Origin of the sequence: Sorangium sp. So ce367 (assembly GCF_051520455.1) — a bacterium.
GTDB classification, from domain to species: Bacteria; Myxococcota_A; Polyangia; order Polyangiales; family Polyangiaceae; genus Sorangium; species Sorangium cellulosum_B.
In genome coordinates, this window is the sequence record NZ_CP150334.1 from 7,061,930 (window position 1) to 7,079,503 (window position 17,574).

At 69.7% G+C, this 17,574-nt stretch carries 10 protein-coding genes; 4 read left to right on the forward strand and 6 right to left on the reverse strand.

What is annotated here, in order from left to right:
- Window positions 1-6: 6 nt before the first annotated feature.
- Entirely contained in the window at window positions 7-2,442 is a 2,436-nt protein-coding gene (locus WME97_RS26805; protein WP_437541309.1) for a type VI secretion system Vgr family protein, read from the reverse strand.
- Window positions 2,443-2,751: 309 nt separating this feature from the next.
- Between WME97_RS26805 and WME97_RS26810 the strand changes: the two genes are divergently transcribed.
- Window positions 2,752-3,897 (forward strand): hypothetical protein, encoded by a 1,146-nt coding sequence (locus WME97_RS26810; RefSeq protein WP_437541311.1) that lies wholly within the window; start codon window positions 2,752-2,754, stop codon window positions 3,895-3,897.
- A gap of 251 nt (window positions 3,898-4,148) precedes the next feature.
- Here the strand turns inward: WME97_RS26810 and WME97_RS26815 are convergent, their stop codons facing one another.
- The 3 genes from WME97_RS26815 to WME97_RS26825 form a co-directional block, all read right to left on the reverse strand.
- The gene (locus tag WME97_RS26815; RefSeq protein ID WP_437541314.1) at window positions 4,149-4,910 is read right to left on the reverse strand and encodes a YbhB/YbcL family Raf kinase inhibitor-like protein; all 762 of its coding nucleotides are present in this window, start codon (window positions 4,908-4,910) and stop codon (window positions 4,149-4,151) included.
- A 354-nt stretch (window positions 4,911-5,264) separates the two neighbouring features.
- Window positions 5,265-5,930, reverse strand: coding sequence for a pectate lyase (locus tag WME97_RS26820; RefSeq protein WP_437555504.1), 666 nt, complete (start codon window positions 5,928-5,930; stop codon window positions 5,265-5,267).
- A 965-nt stretch (window positions 5,931-6,895) separates the two neighbouring features.
- A complete protein-coding gene (locus WME97_RS26825) occupies window positions 6,896-9,721 on the reverse strand; it encodes a DNRLRE domain-containing protein (RefSeq protein WP_437541316.1) in 2,826 nt (941 codons plus the stop codon).
- A gap of 860 nt (window positions 9,722-10,581) precedes the next feature.
- Here WME97_RS26825 and WME97_RS26830 point away from each other — a divergent pair.
- From WME97_RS26830 to WME97_RS26840, 3 genes are all read left to right on the forward strand, one after another.
- Complete coding sequence (locus WME97_RS26830; protein ID WP_437541318.1) at window positions 10,582-12,480, forward strand: c-type cytochrome; 1,899 nt, start codon at window positions 10,582-10,584, stop codon at window positions 12,478-12,480.
- Between the two features lie 3 nt (window positions 12,481-12,483).
- Window positions 12,484-12,648, forward strand: coding sequence for a hypothetical protein (locus WME97_RS26835; protein WP_437541320.1), 165 nt, complete (start codon window positions 12,484-12,486; stop codon window positions 12,646-12,648).
- Between the two features lie 297 nt (window positions 12,649-12,945).
- Window positions 12,946-13,923, forward strand: a complete 978-nt coding sequence (locus tag WME97_RS26840) for a hypothetical protein (RefSeq protein ID WP_437541323.1) — start codon at window positions 12,946-12,948, stop codon at window positions 13,921-13,923.
- On the opposite strand, the gene cobT is transcribed toward WME97_RS26840, so the two are convergent.
- Entirely contained in the window at window positions 13,875-15,722 is a 1,848-nt protein-coding gene (cobT, locus tag WME97_RS26845; protein WP_437541325.1) for a nicotinate-nucleotide--dimethylbenzimidazole phosphoribosyltransferase, read from the reverse strand. The two genes, WME97_RS26840 and cobT, sit on opposite strands and share 49 nt — an antisense overlap.
- Window positions 15,723-15,908: 186 nt before the next feature.
- A complete protein-coding gene (locus WME97_RS26850; protein ID WP_437541327.1) occupies window positions 15,909-17,552 on the reverse strand; it encodes a flavin-containing monooxygenase in 1,644 nt (547 codons plus the stop codon).
- Window positions 17,553-17,574: the final 22 nt, after the last annotated feature.

Here is a 17,574-nt window from a genome sequence, read left to right on the forward strand (position 1 = left end):
CTGCGCTCAGATCTTCGTGAAGGCGCTGTTCCACGCGATGAGCCCCGCGAGGGTCAGGGCGACCGCCTGATGCTTCAGGTAGGTGCCGAACTGATCCATCTTGGCGCCGACGGCCTTCTTATCGAACGCGGCGAAGTCGAGCTTGATCAACGACGTCTCGAGCTTGAGCAAGTAGGCCTGCTGGGCGAGCGCGGCGTGGTCCGTCTTGATGACGCCGGTCGCCCCCTTGTAGAAGTAGAGCTCGTGCTTGTTCGGGGTGAGGTCGAACGTCAGCCCGAGCACCTCCCACTTCAGGTTGGTGGCCGTGATCTTCGCGTTGGGCGCCTTGATCAGGATGTTCGTGTCGGACTTCAGGTCGACGTCCCCGCCGAAGTGGCCCTTCCAGGTGGTGGCGACCTCCGTCTTCCAGCTCTTGTAGTCGTCGAAGTTCTCGGCCGTGACCTTGTGCATCCACGGCCCGGTCACCGTCGACGAGCCCTCCGGCTCGATCGTCTGCTCGAACTTGCCGTGGACGTCATGCTTCATCCCGCCGCTCGTGATGGTCAGCGTCATCCCGTCGGTGATGGTCTGCTTCATGCCGCCGGCTTCGACCGTGTCCTCGCGGCCCGTCTTGATCGTGGTCTTGCGCGTCGCGTAGTAGGTCTCCGTCGCCGCGGCGGTGACCTGGAGCGTGTACGTCCCGCCGATGCCCGCCCAGAGGTTGCAGACCACCATGCTGAACTTGTTGCCGCTGACGTTCTCCCAGGAGTCGCCGCCGATCCATGAGCCGCCGTCTCCCGAGGTCGTCTCGAGGTAGCTGAACGTGACGTCGACGAGGCTACTGCCGGCGATGGCCGGGTCGGCGTTCTCGGGGGACAGGAACGTGCCGGTCTGCGTGTCGCCGTCGCCCGTGTAGACCGCCCCGTGGTTGGCGCTCGGCGTCCCCATGTAGATGCCGGTGCGGTTGTTCGGCGTGCTGAGGAAGATGAACTCCTTGCCCTGCTCGTCCTCGAGCACGAGCTGGTTGCCGCTCCCGGTCCGGATGATGTTCTGGCTGAGGTTGCGCTCCGCGACGACGCTCGGCCGGTGCGCGTTGGGCACGACGCCGGCGATGAAGGGCCGGTCCGGGTCGCCGCCGAGGAAGGAGATCATCACCTCGGTGCCCTTGCGCAGCGGGAAATGGAAGCCCTCGGTCGTCCCGCCGTGCGGCTGCATCATGCGCACCCGCGTCGAGATGCGCGCGTCGGGCAGGCCGCTCGTGTCGAACTCGAAGCGCACGAGGTAGCGGCCGTCGGCGTCGATCTGCGCATACTGGCTGTCGGCGGGGCCGCAGACGATCGCGTTCTCGAACCCGTAGATGCGCGGCCACGGCGTCGCCTGCGGCGCGCGGAACTGCACGTCGGCCGGGATCGCGAGCAGCTTGATCGCGTAGATGTCCTTGGCCGAGAGCCCCGTCAGCCGCGCGACCTCGGGCGTGATCCCGGCGATCGACGCGCTGTGCTGCACCTCGAGCGCGAGCCACTGGTCGACGACGTCGGCGGGCTGATCGTCCAGCGAGAACCGGTACCCGGCCCGCGGCCCGAGCGCGTCGCCGCTCCCGCGCAGGGTCACCTCGCGGCAGCCGATCGACTGCGCGCGCACCTGCGCGAGGCGCTCGGCGTCGCTCTGCACGAAGACGCGGAAGCCGTACTCGCGGATCGCCCCCACCCCGTTCGCGGTGATGCTGCTCTCGCCCTTCACCGACGCGGACGGGTTCGAGTAGTTGTAGTCGGCGATGGTGACCGTCTTCGGCAGCCACTGCACGGTCTGCTCGATCTGGTGCAGGCCCGGCGGCGCGGTCACGTCGTCGCCGAAGAGCGGGACGTAGCGCACGACCCCGCCGCCCGGGAAGTCGTCGTGCAGCCCGCGATCGTCGACGATGACGAGCACCTCGCCGGGCCCGTCCTCCGGGTGCTCGAAGAAGTAGTAGAGGCCCTCGCGCTCGAGCCACCGGTGAAAGAACGCGAGGTGCGTCTCGCGGTACTGCGCGACGAACTCCTCGACCGAGTAGTCGCCGTCGTTGATCGAGAAGCGGAATTCGCCGCCCGCGAGCCCGCCGTTCTGGAGCGTCGCGGAGAGGAACTCCTTGACGGGCTGGTTCGTGAAGACGTGGCTGCGCCAGAAGTGGCGCAAAAACCAGAGCTTCGGCACGAGCAGCGCCTGGTACAGCGCCCGCTCCGCGCTCTGGTGCAAGAGGCGAACGCTCGCGATGACGCCGTGCACGACGAGCGGGTCCTTCCCGTCGCCGCGGCTCGCGCGCACCGTCGCCCGCTCGCCCACCGCCTTGCGCACGTCGGTGCTCGTCGGGACGGAGAAGAAGAGCTCGAACTCGTACGGCTGCGAGACGTGCTCGGTACCGCGGAAACCGATGAAAGCAACGCTGGCGAGTGCCGAGCACGAGAGCGAGAAACCGTCAGGGCGCATGGAGAGCCTCATCATCCCGGGCCTGGTGTTGAGGGCGGAATCTCCGTGCGTCGCGTCGCGGTGTCAACGTCTGCATGCGCCACGAGAGTGCTGTGGAACAGCGGATCCGATGGTGGGACGAGAGCGCACCTGTGCGACGTTTGCCGAGCAGCGCGGGCTCGACGGCGCGCGCTTGACGACGATCGGCCCTGCCGTGTCAGGCTCGTGGACGCCGAAGGGAGGCGGCGTGGCAGACATCGTTCCTCCGGAAGGCAGGCGCGCGCCGGGTTTTTCGCACGGGCGCGCCGGTTTGCGCTCTCATGGCCGGCCATGGAACCCCGGATCTGGCTGCTCGTGAGCCGATACCACCTCGACGCCGGGCTGTCGTCGCTCCTGGTGGACGGCGTCGCGACGGCCGGCTTGCTCGTCCTCGCGGCGCTCGCGCTCCGGCTCTCGCGCCGGCAGCGCCGCGCCGCCGCGCAGGCCGAGGCCTCGTTCATGCCCGGCGCCGCGCTCGCGCCCGGCGAGGCCGTCGTCATGGGCACCGTCGAGCGGGAGCAAGGCGCGGACGTGGCGGTGCGCGTCGAGATCGAGGAGGAAGGGTCCGAGTCCGAGACCTCCGGGGTCTGGACCTACCAGTGGGCCGAGACCGGCCGCAGGGTCCGAGTCCACCCCTTCTATCTTCGCCACGCGTCCGGCGCGCGCATCCGGGTCGAGCCGGGCGAGGACGTGCAGCTCGTCGACGCGCTCGACGGCATCATCCGGATCGATCTCACCCGGCGCGTCCGCGTGGCCGAGCTCCTTCCAGGCGAGAGGGTCTTCGCGATCGGCGAGCTCCGGCGCGCGCCCGATCCCGAGGCGCAGGCCCAGGGGTACCGCGAACAGGCGCAGGGATACCTGCTCGCGCCCCCCCGCGGGGGGCGCATGCTCCTCTCGTCCGAGCCGCTCGGCGAGCGGTTCGCGCGCAGGGCGGCGTTCCACATGCGGTGGGCCATCGCCGCGGCCGTCGCGTCGCTCGTGTTCAACATGGCGTTCGCGGCCTTCCACGCGCGCCGCTGGCTGGGCGAGACGGTGGACGTCCGCGTGACGCGGCTCCAGGAGAACGAGGACGGCGACCACACCCGCTTCGAGGTCACGATGCGGGGCCAAGGCGGCGCCGCCTTCTCCGACGAGGTGTCCCACGGCGCGTTCGCCCGCCTCAGCGAGGGCGAGACGGTGAAGGCGCGTTATGTCCCCTCGTGGAGCTCAGCCAGCGCGATCGGCCCCGACGTGACCGCCCACTCCGTGGCCTACGCCGCCTTGCCGCTCCTCGGCGTCCTCGCGCTCGCGTATCTCGCTCGCGCGCACGCCACACGGCCCTGGTACGAGAAGAAGCTGTTCGAACAGGGGAGCGGCAAGCTCGCGGAGACCCTGCCTTCCTCGCAGCAGGCCCCGAAGCGTCCGGAAGGCCGCCGCCGGGACCCCGCTTCTGGATGACGGACGGCTCGAGTCGGCAGGCGCTGCGCGTCCGCCGACGGTCACCGAGGCATCGCACCTGCGACCCCGGGGTCAAGCTGTAGAGCTGACAAGTCCCCTCATCTTATTGGCATTCCGGGGAAGAGGAGCTTGAACAGCGAGGCGAGGAGACAGGGAAATTCATAAATGGTACTCCCCGCCTCCCCGCCTCCCTGTGAATCTTCTCGAAACGCTCGAGAGGATGCTTCAGGACCGAGAAAGCAGCGACCGCTTCATCGACTCGAGAAGGCGTTGGACGTGCCGGTGAGCTTCGCGCTGCCCAGGTTCTTCTCCTCGAGCTTCTCCTCCGCGTCCCTCACTGCAGCCGTGCCGCTGCCCGCGATCGTGATCGACTCCTCGGCGAGCGCGTAGATCGTGAACTCGTAGGTGTCGGTCTTCGTGCCGGTGCTGGAGCCGAAATTGGGGCAAGGCCCGAGGTAGTTCGAGTTCTGCTTGGCGCCGAGCTGCGTCGCGTCCGCCTGCTTGAACCCCTCGGGCAGCGAGGTGGTGGTGGCAGGAATGTTGTACAGAACCCAGTGATAGCCGTTGGGCTGCGACGGCGTCGCGTGCGCCAGGGTGACATCGATGAAGGTGATGGCGTAGCTCTTCGTGCCCGCGGGCCCCGGGGTCCAGTGGAGCTCCGGCATGACGCTGTTCTGGAAGCCGGCGGTCTGGCAGGTGTACTTGTCGGCGAACTTGGCGCCTTCCGCGTGATTGGTGCTCGCGAGCGCGAACTCCTCGGAGGGCGCGCCGCCGCTCCCTCCGGAGCCGCCCTCTCCGCTCCCGCCCACTCCCGTCGCGCCACCCTCTCCGCTGCCTCCTGCCCCCGACGTCGTGGTGGTCGAGGCGTCGCCGCCGCTCGAGCTCGAGCTGTTGGCGCTGCTGCTGGTGCTGCTGCTGCTGGCGCTCGGTGAGCCGGAGCTCGCCGCGGTCCCGCCGCCGTCCCCCGACACATCGGGATCGCTGCTGGAGCAGTTCAGGATGGCGAATGGCATGGCCGCGAAGGCGAGGTATCGAGCGCTACGTGTGAGCCTATCCGTGATGGTACGCATTCGCGCATGATGCCACACCGGCGTTCCTATCGCGATGACAGTCGCTTCTCTCCTCGCGACAAAGATCCGCAATTTAGCGGTACATTTCCCGGAACAGTGAGTGATCGAAGAATGTGAACGTTGACATGAGCGCGCCTGACGCGACACACCGCTCCAGGCCTCTCGCCAGCCTCTCGCCAGCTCGCCAGAGAGGAAGAGGCGGAGCGGAGGGCCCTTGACCCTTGACACCGCGCGAGAGCGAGCAGGAGCGCCCGCGAGGACGCTCCTGCCCTGGCGGAAATGTGCAGAACCGCCGGGTCAATATTGCGTGTTGTTGGACGTCGTGATCTTCGAGGAGCTCACGCCCATGAAGAGCGCCTTGCCGATGCCGCTGTAGCGGGTGTTCGTCATCGTCACGCTGCTGCTGCCGCTGTCCGTCCTGAAGATGGACTCCTTCATCTTCGAGATGTCGCACCGGTCGATGAAGACGTCGACCTTGAAGTCGGTCCCCCCGTTCTGCCGGATGAACTTGCCGGCGTTCTGCGCCGTGAAGTTCGACACCTTGAACGTGCTGGCCGCGTTGATCTGGAACACCTTGTCGTCGCCGTTCTTCGCGGAGCCGCCGTTCAGCACCACGGTGCCGGACTTCTTGACCGTCAGGGCGTCTTCGCCGATGTCCTCCCAGACGATGTTCTCGAGCGTGACGTTGCCGTACGTGTGAATGCCGTCGGCCGCCGGCGCGCCGAGGACCACGTTCTTCAGCTTCGCGCCGTCCTCGAGCTTGAACACCGGCTTCTGGTCCTCGGCCTGGCTGCCGTCCCCGAGCGTGTTCTTGTCGGCGATGTACCGCTTGCCGCCGCCGTCGAACGTCTCGCCCGCCTTGACGATGATCGTCGAGCTGACGACGCCGCCGTTCCCCGCCGTCGTGGTGCCGCCGCCCGAGCTGCTGCCGCCCGAGCTCCCGCCAGAGTCGCCGCCGCCCACGGGCACGAGCTCGATGTAGTCGACCTTCAGGTCGTACCCCGACGACGAGGAGCTCTTGCCCTTGCACGTGAGCGCGAACTCGACGTTGCCAGAGAGCGATTTCTCCCCGAGCGTCGCGGTCGTCCAGCTGTCGCCGGTGGAGGAGCCATAAGCGTCGAAGGACTTCACCGACGATCCCTTCACGGCGAGCTCGTACTTGCCGTACACGTTCCGCGTGGCGTAACGAAGGACGATCTTGTACGTGCCGGACGCGACCGACGCGGAGAACTTGAAGGTGTCCCCGCTCTGGTTGGCGCGGAGCTTCACGTTGTCCGCGTTGTCTTCGATCCTGTCGCCCGACGAGATGGACCAGCTCTGGTTCTCGGCCTCGATCCTCACGGCGCTGAGCGCGTCGCTCGCCGAGTCCACGTCCACATCCAGGTCGGCGCCGTCCGCCGCGAGGCAGCCGGCGAGGCCGAACGACAACAGGGCACCGAAAGCATAGGTCAATTTCAAGCTCATGAGTTCATCCCTCAATCGTTGACGTTGCGCGCGACCGACGACCCCCACCCTTCACCCCCTCTGCGCACCCCTCCCCCCACGGGTCGTCATGTCCTCGCGATGTCCACGTGATGTCTTGTCCTGTCTTCACGTGGAGAGCAATGCCCAGGCCACGGCGCGCCATCACCACCGGCAGCACATCAGGGCACCATGATTGCATTTTTCCGCCGAAGGACGGCGTTTCACCGGCTCTGGCGAACAGGCACGCTCACCGCTGTCATGGGCCGCTGTCAACGACGTCAACCGGCGGTTGACACATGAGCCCGCAGGCGGCTCTCGACCGGCGTAGACAGTGCTGCTGGGCCGCGCAGCCAAGCTGGCCAGCGCGGCGCTCAGCGCTACCTAGGGATGGAGGGGAGATCGTGGACGCGCGGGGGGGCGACGAGGTAGGCCGGCGATGCCCGCCGGGGCGTTGCCGTGCGCGATCACTCTGCGTAGCAGACCTCGAGGCGCGGGCGGCGCGACGCCGTGCTGTCCTCGCTGGCCCGCCATGGCGTCGCCCCGGCCACGTCCTCTTCCATCACGAACCCGTAATTCGGGAGGACGCCGTTCACCCAGTCCTGCACCAGGTCGGTGAGGTTGGCGGTCCGATCGCCGGCGCCGTTGACGGTGACGATCGACGCGAAGCTGAGCGGCTCCCAGCTCTGGTTGTAGCTGTTCCAGCTCACGGTCGTCTCGCCCCAGGGCGCGAGGGCCTCGTGGAGATGAACGGTGGTGACCGACGACTTGTACACCTGATTCATCGTCAAAGTGGCCGAGTAGACGGGCGCGCCCGCGGGGATGAACGAGAGGTCGAACCAGACCAGCGCAGCCCGGAAGCCTCCGGTGCCGGCTCCGCCCGTATAGATCGACGGGAACGACCCATCCTTGTAGGTCGGCGAAGCCGACCAGAGCGTCGCGTCCCAGACCGTGCCGAAGACGCCGCGCTGCACGGTCCTGCACACGGGCGTGCCTCCGGAGCCCGCGCCGCCGGCCCCGCCCGAGCCGCTGCTGCCCACGCTCATCGCGCTGCCCATCATGACGCTGCCTGTGCTCGTGCTCGAGGCGCTCGAGCTGCTGCTGCTCGTACTGGATACGCTCGTGCTGCTGCTCGTGCTGCTGCTGCTCGTGCTGGATACGCTCGTGCTGCTGCTCGAGCTGGACGAGCTCGAGCTGCTGGACGAGCTCGAGCTGCTGCTGCTCCCGCTGCCGGGTGGCGCATAGGTGAGCGTCAGCTCCATGTCGAAGGACAGATCGGTCGAATTGGGGGCCGATTGCTTGACCATCACGGCGAGGATGTTGCTTCCGACCACGAAAGAGCTCGGGGAGAGCGTCACCGTGGTGAGCTCGTCGTCGCGCGACTCCGCGGACGCATAGTCACCGTAGGCCGTGTTGGTCACGCGCTTCGATGCCACCTGGGCGCCGTTGAGCCAGACGACGACGCCGTCGTCGTGGATGAGCTTCATGGTCGCCTGCGCGACCGGCCCGTCGATCGGGATGATCTTGCGGAAGTAGGCGGTGGGATACGACGGCGTGGCCCGGTAGAGGGCCGTGCTCTCCCCGCCGTCGCCGTAGCCGAGCTGCCCCCAGCCCCCCTTCCACGAGGAGTCGTCGAACGTGAGGTTCCGCCAGGCCGTACCCTGGTCGACGCCCAGGTCGTCGTAAACCCAGTAATCGCCGAAGTAGACCGCCGTGCGGGGGAGGCTCTGGATCGTGAAGCCGGCGTTGCTCTCGTCGGAGAGCAGCGGGTGCTCGGCGTCGGAGACGCGCACGAGCGCCGTCGTCGTGTCGGTGGAGGGAACCACCCAGTTGTAGCGGCCCGTGTTGGCGGCGCTGCTCGTGATCGTGGTCCAGGTCGCGCCGTTGTCGGTCGTGTACTCGATCCGAACGGTGGGGATGTTCCCCACGGTCGCCCAGCGGATCGGGAAGATGCCGCCCGGCGGCAGGCGCTCCCCGCCGTCGGGCGCCGCGACGTCGAGGGCCGTTCCCTTCACGATCGCGAAGCGATCGCTGATCACGCCGTCGTAGCGAACGTTGGACACCGTGAGCCGGTTGTCCTCGACGTCGAGGAGGCACGAGCCGCTCTGCGCCTCGTTGAAGTACATGAGCGGGTGGCCTCCGGAGCCGCCCACGTACGTGCCGTGGCCGGCGACGACATGGACCGCCCCTTCGTGGCTCCCCTTGCCAGAGAGCTTCACGTAGGGGCCGTCGCCGAGCGGCTTGCCGTCGTGCCCGTCGACGATGTGCCCGTCCGCCGTGGTCGGCGTATCGTAGGCGCCGTCCACGAGGAACGAGCGCTCGTAGTTGTGCGAATGGCCCGCGAGCACGAGGTCGACGCCGCCCGCGTCGAGGATGGGCGCGAGGTACTCCCGGTGCTCGATGATCAGCCAGTCCTCGTCCGAGTCGTGGGTGCCCTTCGTGTACATCGGAAAGTGCATGTACGCGATGATCCAGTCCTGTTCCGTCGCGGCGAGATCGGCGGCGAGCCAGGCCGCCATCGCGCCGGTCGAGTAACGCGAGGATCCATAGCCGTCGAGCACGACGAAATGGACGTTTGCATAGTCGTACGAGTAGTAAGCCTCCGTACCGGAGGGGACCCCGCCGGCCTCCCCGGCGGTGGGGAGCACGTAGGCGGTGTAATAAGGACCGGTTTGCGTCGCCGAGTCGGAGCTCAGGCCCTCGTGGTTGCCGAACGTCGGCCACACGACCGTGTTGCGGAGGATCGCCGCGTACTGATTGAAGAAGCCGTTGGTGAACTCCTCGGTGGTGCCGAAGTTGTACGCCATGTCCCCCATGTGCAGGAACAGGTTGGGGCGGTACGCGCCGACGGTGTTCAGCATCGCGTCTCGCGTCGCCCAGGGCGCCGTGCCGCCGTAGCCGGTGTCGCCGATGATCCACGCCCGGAACTTCTTCGGCGTGGACACGGGCGGCGCCGTCTCGAAGTAGAAGGAGGAGGAGCCGCCAGCCAGCACCGCGCTCGATGTACCGACGCTGTAGTAGTAGCGGGTGTTCGGCGTGAGCCCGCTGATGAGCACCTCGTGCTGGGTCGCGAGCGCGCCGAGATCCACCGTCTGCGTCAGATTCGCCGGATCGGTCCCGTAGCGCACGCGGCTGTCCGTGCCCACGTCGGTCGTCCACACCACGTAGACCGAGTTGGGCGTCAACGACTGCAGATAGGGCTGCCTCATCACCGACTGGGCGGCCGCCTCGCAGGCCCACGCCATCGTCACTGCCACCGACGCTGCGGCCAGATGTCCGGGGTTCAATTTCATTGCTTCACCCTCCGAGCTTCCTGATTCATCCCGCCTTGCCTCCAACAAACGCTCGCCATGCGGCGAGCCGGGCGCCTTCCCGGCACGGTCACGTCAGCGATCGCATCGCGCCGGATACCGTTTGCGATCAGCGCATCGGACGTGAACGCGCTGCTACCATCTTACCGAAACCACACATGAGAGATCATCTTAAATCGGAGAGCCTCGCGCCGACGGCAGACCACTCCGTTCTCTGTCTCTGAGCCGCGCCGGAGGACAGCGATTGCCGGGGCGCGCTCAAGCACAACAGAATTCCGTCGCGACTGTCGAGCGAGCGCCAACACTGGCCAACACTGGCCAACACTGGCCAACACTGAATACGTGTCCGGCGCCGACGGCGGGCGCTCGTCGTCCCAGCGCTCAGTCGCGTCCGTCGCGTCCGTCGCGTCCGTCGCGTCCGCTCGCTCTTGCACGGGCGCTCGCACGGAGGATGGACGCCGGGGCCTTCGCCCGTAGCCGCCTCGCGCGACAGCGGTAGGTCAGTCTTGCAAAACCTTTCTGCTCCCTGGCCAGCCGGTGCGGCGCCCCTGAGCGCCACGCTGCGGGATCATCATGAGGACCTCAAAGCATTGTCGTCGAGCAGCGGGTCGCTGCAGGATCGAGGGAAGCTAGCATGAACTCTTTTTCGATTGTATGAGGGATACGTGACATCGCGATTTCTGGTTGTTCTCCGCCTACCCGCGCGATCTGGGCGCATGATCGCGACGGGGGTGGGCGCTGGATCGCCGGCGCGGGCCGGCTCCACCCCGCGCCTTCCGCGCCTCCCGCGGCTTCCGCGACTCCCGCGTATCTCGCGAGCAACGACGGCCGGGCGCACCGCCATGGCGGCGGTCAGCGCGGCCGCCATGGCCGCCGTCCTGCTCCTGGGCGAGCGCCCTGCGCTGGCGGATCCGGGGGAGCCGGCCGAGGTCGAGGCGCGCCGCCTCGTCCATGTGCTCGGCTATGTCGCAATGGACTATGGCGGGAGCGTCGCGAACGGCGCTGTCACCAGCGTCATCGAGTATGACGAGCAGCTGGCGCTGCTCGGCGAGGCGATCCAGGTCGCCACCCGCATCCAGCCGTCTGCGCTCGAGAGCGGGGCGGGCGACCTCGCGCAGGGCATCGTCGGCGTGCGTGAGCTCGTCGAGGCGAAGGTCGCCGCGGATCGAGTCGCCATCGCGGCCAGGGGCGCGCGCGACCGGGTCGCGTCCGCCTTCCGGCTGGCGGAGGCGCCGCTCTCGCGGCCCGACGCGGCGCGCGGCGCGGCGCTCTACCAGGAGAACTGCGCCACCTGCCACGGCCCGACGGGGCACGCCGATACCCGGCGCGCGGCGAGCCTGGTCCCGCACCCGGCGAACTTCCACGACGCGATCATCGCCGAGCAGCTCGCGCCCATCGGTGTCGAGTCCGCGGTTCGATTCGGCGTCAGCGGCACGGCCATGGTGCCGTTCACCTTTCTCTCCGCCCGCGACCGCTGGGACCTCGCCTTCCACGTCGCCGGCCTCCACCACCCCGAGCCCGGCGAAAGCCCGAGGCCGCTCGATCTGCCGGACTACTCCATGGTCGAGCTCGCGGTCCGCTCCGACGCGGACCTGCGCGCCGAGCTCTCCGCGCGCGGGATCCCCGCCGAGCGGCACGCGGCGCTCCTCGCGGAGCTCCGGCGGCGCGTTGCCTATGGCGGCGAGGCCGCGTCACACCCCCTCTCCATCGCGCGCGCCGCGCTCGACAGGGGGCGCGTTGCGCTGCGCGAGGGCAGGCTCGTCGACGCGCGCGAGGCGCTCAGCACAGCCCAGCTCGACGGCATCGACGTGGCCGAGGCGAGCGTCCGCACCGTGAACGAGGCGCTCGCGAACGACCTCGGCGACGGCGCCTTCGCCCTTCGAGCGGCGCTCGCGGCAGGCGCGACGACTGACACGCTCGACGCGGGCATGGCCACGCTCCTGCGCGACGCGACCTACGCCGAGGTCGCGCTCGCGCGGTCCGGGGGCGCGCCAGGTCGGCTCGTGGCCCAGGTCTCGAGCCGCTTGGCGCTGCGCGAGCTCGCCCCTGCGGCGCTGTTCCTCGCCGCGCTCTCCGCCGTCGCTTCGTCGCGGAGCCGGCGTGTCGTCCACGTCGCGTCGGGCGCGGCGCTGCTGCTCACGCTCGCCGCCTGGGTCGCGGCGGCGCTCGGGCACATGACCGGCTTCTGGCGAACGCTCACGGCAGGCGCGACGTTCTCGCTCGCGCTCGCGGCGCTCGCCGGCGCGGCGGCGCTCGCCCGGCGGAGCGGCGCGCGGCAGGTGCGCTCGCAGGATCCATGGCATGGCGGCCTGTCGCGAGGCGGCCGAGCGGCCGTGTTCGCGGCCGCGCTGCTGGCCGGCTTCGGCGCGGCGTTCTCGGCGCTCGACGCCGCGCTCGGGGTGTCGCTCCCCGTCGCGCCGTCCGCCGTGGCCGGGGTGTCGATCACGCTCGCGCTGCTCGCGGCCGGCGCGGCGCTGGTCACCCGCGCGAGCCGGGCGGCCGCGCGCCGCTGGGCGAGCCCTCCCGCCTGGGTCGCCTGTCTGCTGTGCGTCCCGCTCGCCGGCCGCGCCGTGGCCGCCCTCCAGCTCTGCGGGTTGTTGCCGCTCCACCGGCTGCCGCTCCCTCGATTCACCGCGCTCGGCATCTACCCTGCGGTCGAGACATGCCTCGTCCAGGCAGCGCTGCTCGGGCTCGCGCTCGCCGGAGTGGCCCGCGGCCGCCGCGCTGAAGGAGCGTGTTGACTCGTGCTCATGGCGCGCCACGCCACCGTGAAGGGGGCCGTCGACGCCGTGAATCGCGGAGCCGCGGATTGCCTCTCGAAGCCGTTCTATCGCGCCGAGCTCGTCGCCCTGGTCGACCGCCACCTCGCCACCGCGCGATCGGGGAAGGGCGCTCCCGCAGCGCCGTGAGACGGTCGACGCGACAGGGCTGTCGCCTCGGAGCTCGCGAGAGCTACCGAGTCGCCAACAGGCGATGGCGGAGGCTTCCTCACGCCGACAGTTCATGTAGGGAACGGTCGCCCCGCGCACGCTCAGCCGAGCTGCCTTGATTCGACAGGCTGAGCAGCGCTGGGCCGGCGAGGGGCCGAAAACCGTTGTCTCGCGCCCGCGCCGCGGCGGCTCGCGTCGCGACCGACGCGCTTCCATTCTGGGACGCAGCGTCCTATCGTGATTGGCTGAAGCTTCTCGGAGATCCCTTCCATGACCATGAACAGCAAGCTGGCTTTTGCGCGGTGGACCAGCGGGTGCCTCATTGCGGTGCTCGGGGTTGGATGTGCCCAGATCTTCGGCTTCGATAAGTTGTACGAGGTCGCGCAGGGCAACACCGGAGGCGGGGGCGCTGGCGGCGAAGGCGGCGAAGGCGGGAACACGGGAGGCGGGGGCGCCGGCGGCGAGGGCGGTACGACCAGCAGCACCAGCGGCACGAGCGCGGGAGGCGGGGGCGCTGGCGGCGAAGGCGGCGCCGGCGGGGACGCGGGAGGTGGCGGAGAGGGGGCAGGATGCCCGGAGCCGCCGATGGGCGACCCCACCCTGGAACTGTCGATGATCGACGACATGGAAGATGACAACGACACCATCATCAAAGTGGTGGATGAAACGAACCCCCGGCAAGGGGCCTGGTACGTGGGGAACGATGGCGAGGGTACGCAAACGCCCGACGTGGGTGAGCCGTTCACGATGAGCCTCCTCGAGCCGCCGCGCGGCGACAGCACGTTGGCAGTGCACGTCGAGGGCGATGACCTGTTTGCGAAGTGGGGTGCCCTGTTCGGCTTCCAATTGAACAGCACTTCGGCGTCCAATCAGGGCCTCTACGACGCCTCCGCGTACAGCGGCATCACCTTCTTTGCCTATGCGGATGGCCCCGCCTCGACGAAGGTGACCGTTGACGTCGCCGACGTGCAGACCTGGAGCAAGGGCGGCATCTGCACCACCGAAGGGGGCGGGTGCGACGACCATTTCACCAGGGTCGTCACGCTGAAGAATTGCTGGAATCAGTTCAAGGTGCCCTTCTCCGCCCTCGCGCAGTCCAGCTGGGGCCAGCAGTTCGAGGCGATCGACCTGACGAAGATCTGGGCCATCCAGTTTCGCTTCTCGGCGAGCCGTGCATTCAGCGTGTGGATCGACGACGTGGCGTTCTACAAGGAGCCGGCGCCGGAGACGGAGCCTGAAGCGACGACCCCGTGAGCGCCGGAGCCGCCCGCGGGCTCGCGACGAGGGTCGAGCCCGCTCAGCGTCGAGACGCAGGTGCCGACGAGGTGCAGCCCGAGCACGGCGCCGATCCCCTCGCCCACCCCCAGGCCCAGGTCGAAGAGCGGATCGAGACCGAGCTCGGTGAGCGCGAGGGCCGCCGCCGGCTCGGCCGAGCGGTGCGCGGCGAGGAGCCATGGGCGGAGCGCCGGGGCCATCCTGACGGCGCAGAGGGCCGCGGTGCACGCCGTCAGCCCGTCGACGACGACGCCCATGCGCAGCCGCGCGGCCTCGAGCGCGAAGCCGGCCATCGCGGCGATCTCCAGCCCGCCGACCTTCGCCAGCACATCGAGAGGGTCGGTGGGATCGGGCACGTGAAGCGCGAGCGCGTCGGCGACGACGTTGGCCTTGCGCGCGACGCCCTCCGCGTCGAGGCCGGCGCCCGGTCCCGCGAGGCTCGCCGGCGGCGCGCCCGTGAGGGCGCACAGGACGGCTGTCGCCGCGGTCGTGTTGCCGACGCCGATGTCGCCGGCGCCCGCGAGCGTGACGCCCTCCGCGGCGAGCGCGCGGGCGGTCTCGGCGCCCGCCTCCATCGCGCACGCCGCCTCGTCGCGCGTCATCGCCGGCTCGCGCCGCAGGTTGCCGGTGCCACGCCGCACCACCCGCGGCGCCAGCGGGACGACAGGCGCGCAGGGCAGCGCCGAGAGATCGCCCGCCAGGCCGACGTCGACCGCGACCAGCCGCACGCCGTGGCGCGCCGCAAGCGCCGAGACCGCCGCGCCCCCGGCCATCACGTTCGCGAGCCTCGCCGTCGTCGCCGACGAGGGGTGAGCGCTCACGCCCTCCGCGACGACGCCGTGGTCCGCGCAGAACACGGCCAGCCCCGGCGCGGGCGGCGATAGCAGGAGATCGCTGCGCACGCCGGCCCACCACGCCGCGAGCTGCCCGAGCCGCCCCAGGCTGCCCGCCGGCAGGCCAAGCGTGGCCTGGTGCGCACGGGAGGCCTCCATGGCGGCGGCGTCGAGCGGTGAGATCGCCGTCGTGCGGAGCGATGAGCGCGGCGGCTCGCTCGACCGGCCCGCCGCGGGCGCGCTGGCGCCGTCGCGGTCTTGCCAGATGCCATGTTCGTGGACGACCTCATCGACCGCGCGCCGCTCTCGCCAGCCGCTCTCTTCCAGCATCGGTCGCCGCCGGAACGCGACGGGGTGGCCCAGACAGAGATACGCTATCGGCTCCACGCCCGGCGGGAGGCGCAGCTCGTCGCGGAGGACGGCGGGCTCCACGATGCTGACCCAGCCGACGCCGACGCCCTCGGCGCGCGCGGCGAGCCAGAGGTTCTGCACCGCGCAGCACGCGCTCGCGCGCACCGCCTGGGGCTGGACGATGGTGCCCAGGATCGCCTCCCCGCGCGGCCTCAGATCGACAGCGACGCACACGTTGAGCGACGCCTCGAGGATCCCCTCGAGGCGATAGGAGAGGTACTGCTCGCGCCGGCCCTCCGGAAAACGGGCAGCCTCCGCCTGACGGCAGCGAAGGAAGCTCTCGCGGATCCGCGCGCGCTGCGCCTCGTCACGCACCATGACGAAGCCCCAGGGCTGGGAGAATCCCACGCTGGGCGCCAGGTGGGCGGCCTCGAGGATGCGCCGCAGGACAGCCCGGTCGAGCGCGCGCCCCGGCTCGAAATGCCGCACGTCCCGCCGCAGAGCGATGACGTCGTAGACCGCCTGCCGCGCTCCCTCGTCGAAGGCGGCGACGGCCTCCGGGACCAGGTACGACGGTTCGTGTGTGGCGTTCACGGCGGTCAGCTACCACAGTTGCCAGGCGATGGGCAGCCGACGGCCGTGCGCTGCAGATGGCCCCCTCGCGCGTCTCCCTTCGAGCCAGCGAGCCGCGCCCATCGGGCGCTGGGCGAGCGGGGGCCGCCGTGCTCGGCCTCCGCGCCGATCGCGCCCATCACGAGGGCCCACCCCGGCTGGACGCGGCTACCCTGCTCTCGACAGGGAGAACCCCTCGTATCCCTGAGCCGCGACCGCCTCGCACCGCTTTCTGTAGGCGCCGACGCCCCCGGCATAGGGCATGAGGACGCGCGGCTTGCCAGGGATGTTCGCCCCGACGTACCAGGAGCTGGCCAGCGGATACAGCGTGCCGCCGGCCACCTCGCTGGCGTGCGCGACCCACGCGTCCTCCGCCTCGGCGGTGGCCTCGATGCACGCGAAGCCCCGCTCTCGCAGGTACGCGATGCAGTCCGCGATCCATTCCACGTGCTGCTCGATGGAGACGATCGCATTGCTGAACACGGACGGGCTCCCCGGCCCGGTGATCGTGAACAGGTTCGGGAAGCCCGCGATGGCGACGCCGAGGTAGGTGCGCGGGCCGTCGGCCCACCTCGCCGTGAGCGGCTCGCCGCCCCTCCCGCGGAGCTCGATCCTGGTCAAGGCGCCCGTCATGGCATCGAAGCCCGTGGCGAACACGAGGCTGTCGAGCGTGTACTCCGCGCTCCGCGTCCGGAGCCCCGTCTTCGTGATCTCCTCGATAGGCGACGCCCTGACGTCGACCAGCGTGACGTTCTCCCGGTTGAAGGTCTCGTAATAGCCTGTGTCGACGCAGAGCCGCCGGGTCCCCAGCGGATACCCCCTCGGCGACAGCGCCTCGGCGACGGCAGGGTCGCGGACCGTCGCGCGGATCCGGGATCGGACGAACTCGGCGGCGGTCTCGTTGGCTTCCCGGGACCGCATCACGTCCGAGAACGTGGCGAGGAAGCCGGTGCCGCCCTGCTCCCAGCGAGCCTGATACGCGCGCTCCCGCTCCTCGGGCGGCACCTCCAGCGCGGAGCGCGGGTCGACGTCCATGATGACCCCGGCGCGCGTCTCGCGGGCCCTCTGCCGGTGCTCCGCGTAGTTCGCCTTCATCCACGATTCATAGGCCGCCTCCAGGGGCGCGTTGCGCGCTGGCACGCTGAAGCACGGGGTCCGCTGGAAGACGAAGAGTCGCGCCGCCTGCTCGGCGATGGCGGGGATGACCTGGACGCCGGACGAGCCCGTGCCGATGACGCCGACGCGCTTGCCGGTGAAGTCGACGCCGCCGTGCGGCCAGTGGCTCGTGTGGTATCGCTCGCCACGGAACGCCTCGATCCCCTCGATGTCGGGCACCTTCGCGGCGGACAGGCAGCCTGTCGCCATGATCAAGAACCGGGCGGACACGCTGGCGCCGTCGTCGGTCCGGATCACCCACCGATCCGTCGCCTCGTCGAAGGCGGCCGCGGTCACCCGCGTCCGGAGCCGGATGTGCGCGCGGAGCTCGAACCTGTCCGCGACGTGCTCGAGATAACGCAGGATCTCCGGCTGCGTGGCGTATCGCTCGGTCCACGTCCATTCCTGCTGGAGCTCGGGAGAGAACGAATAGGAGTAGTCCATGCTCGCGATGTCGCAGCGCGCGCCGGGGTAGCGGTTCCAGTACCAGGTGCCGCCCACCCCTCCGCCCGCCTCGTAGACGCGGACCGAGAGGCCGAGCCGGCGCAGGCGGTAGAGCATGTACAGACCCGCGAACCCGGCGCCGACGACGACGGCGTCGACGCGGCCCTGCGGCGCGGGGCTGTCCCCTGAACGATTCGGCTGCACGTCAGACATGATGTTCGCCTCCCTCTCCGGA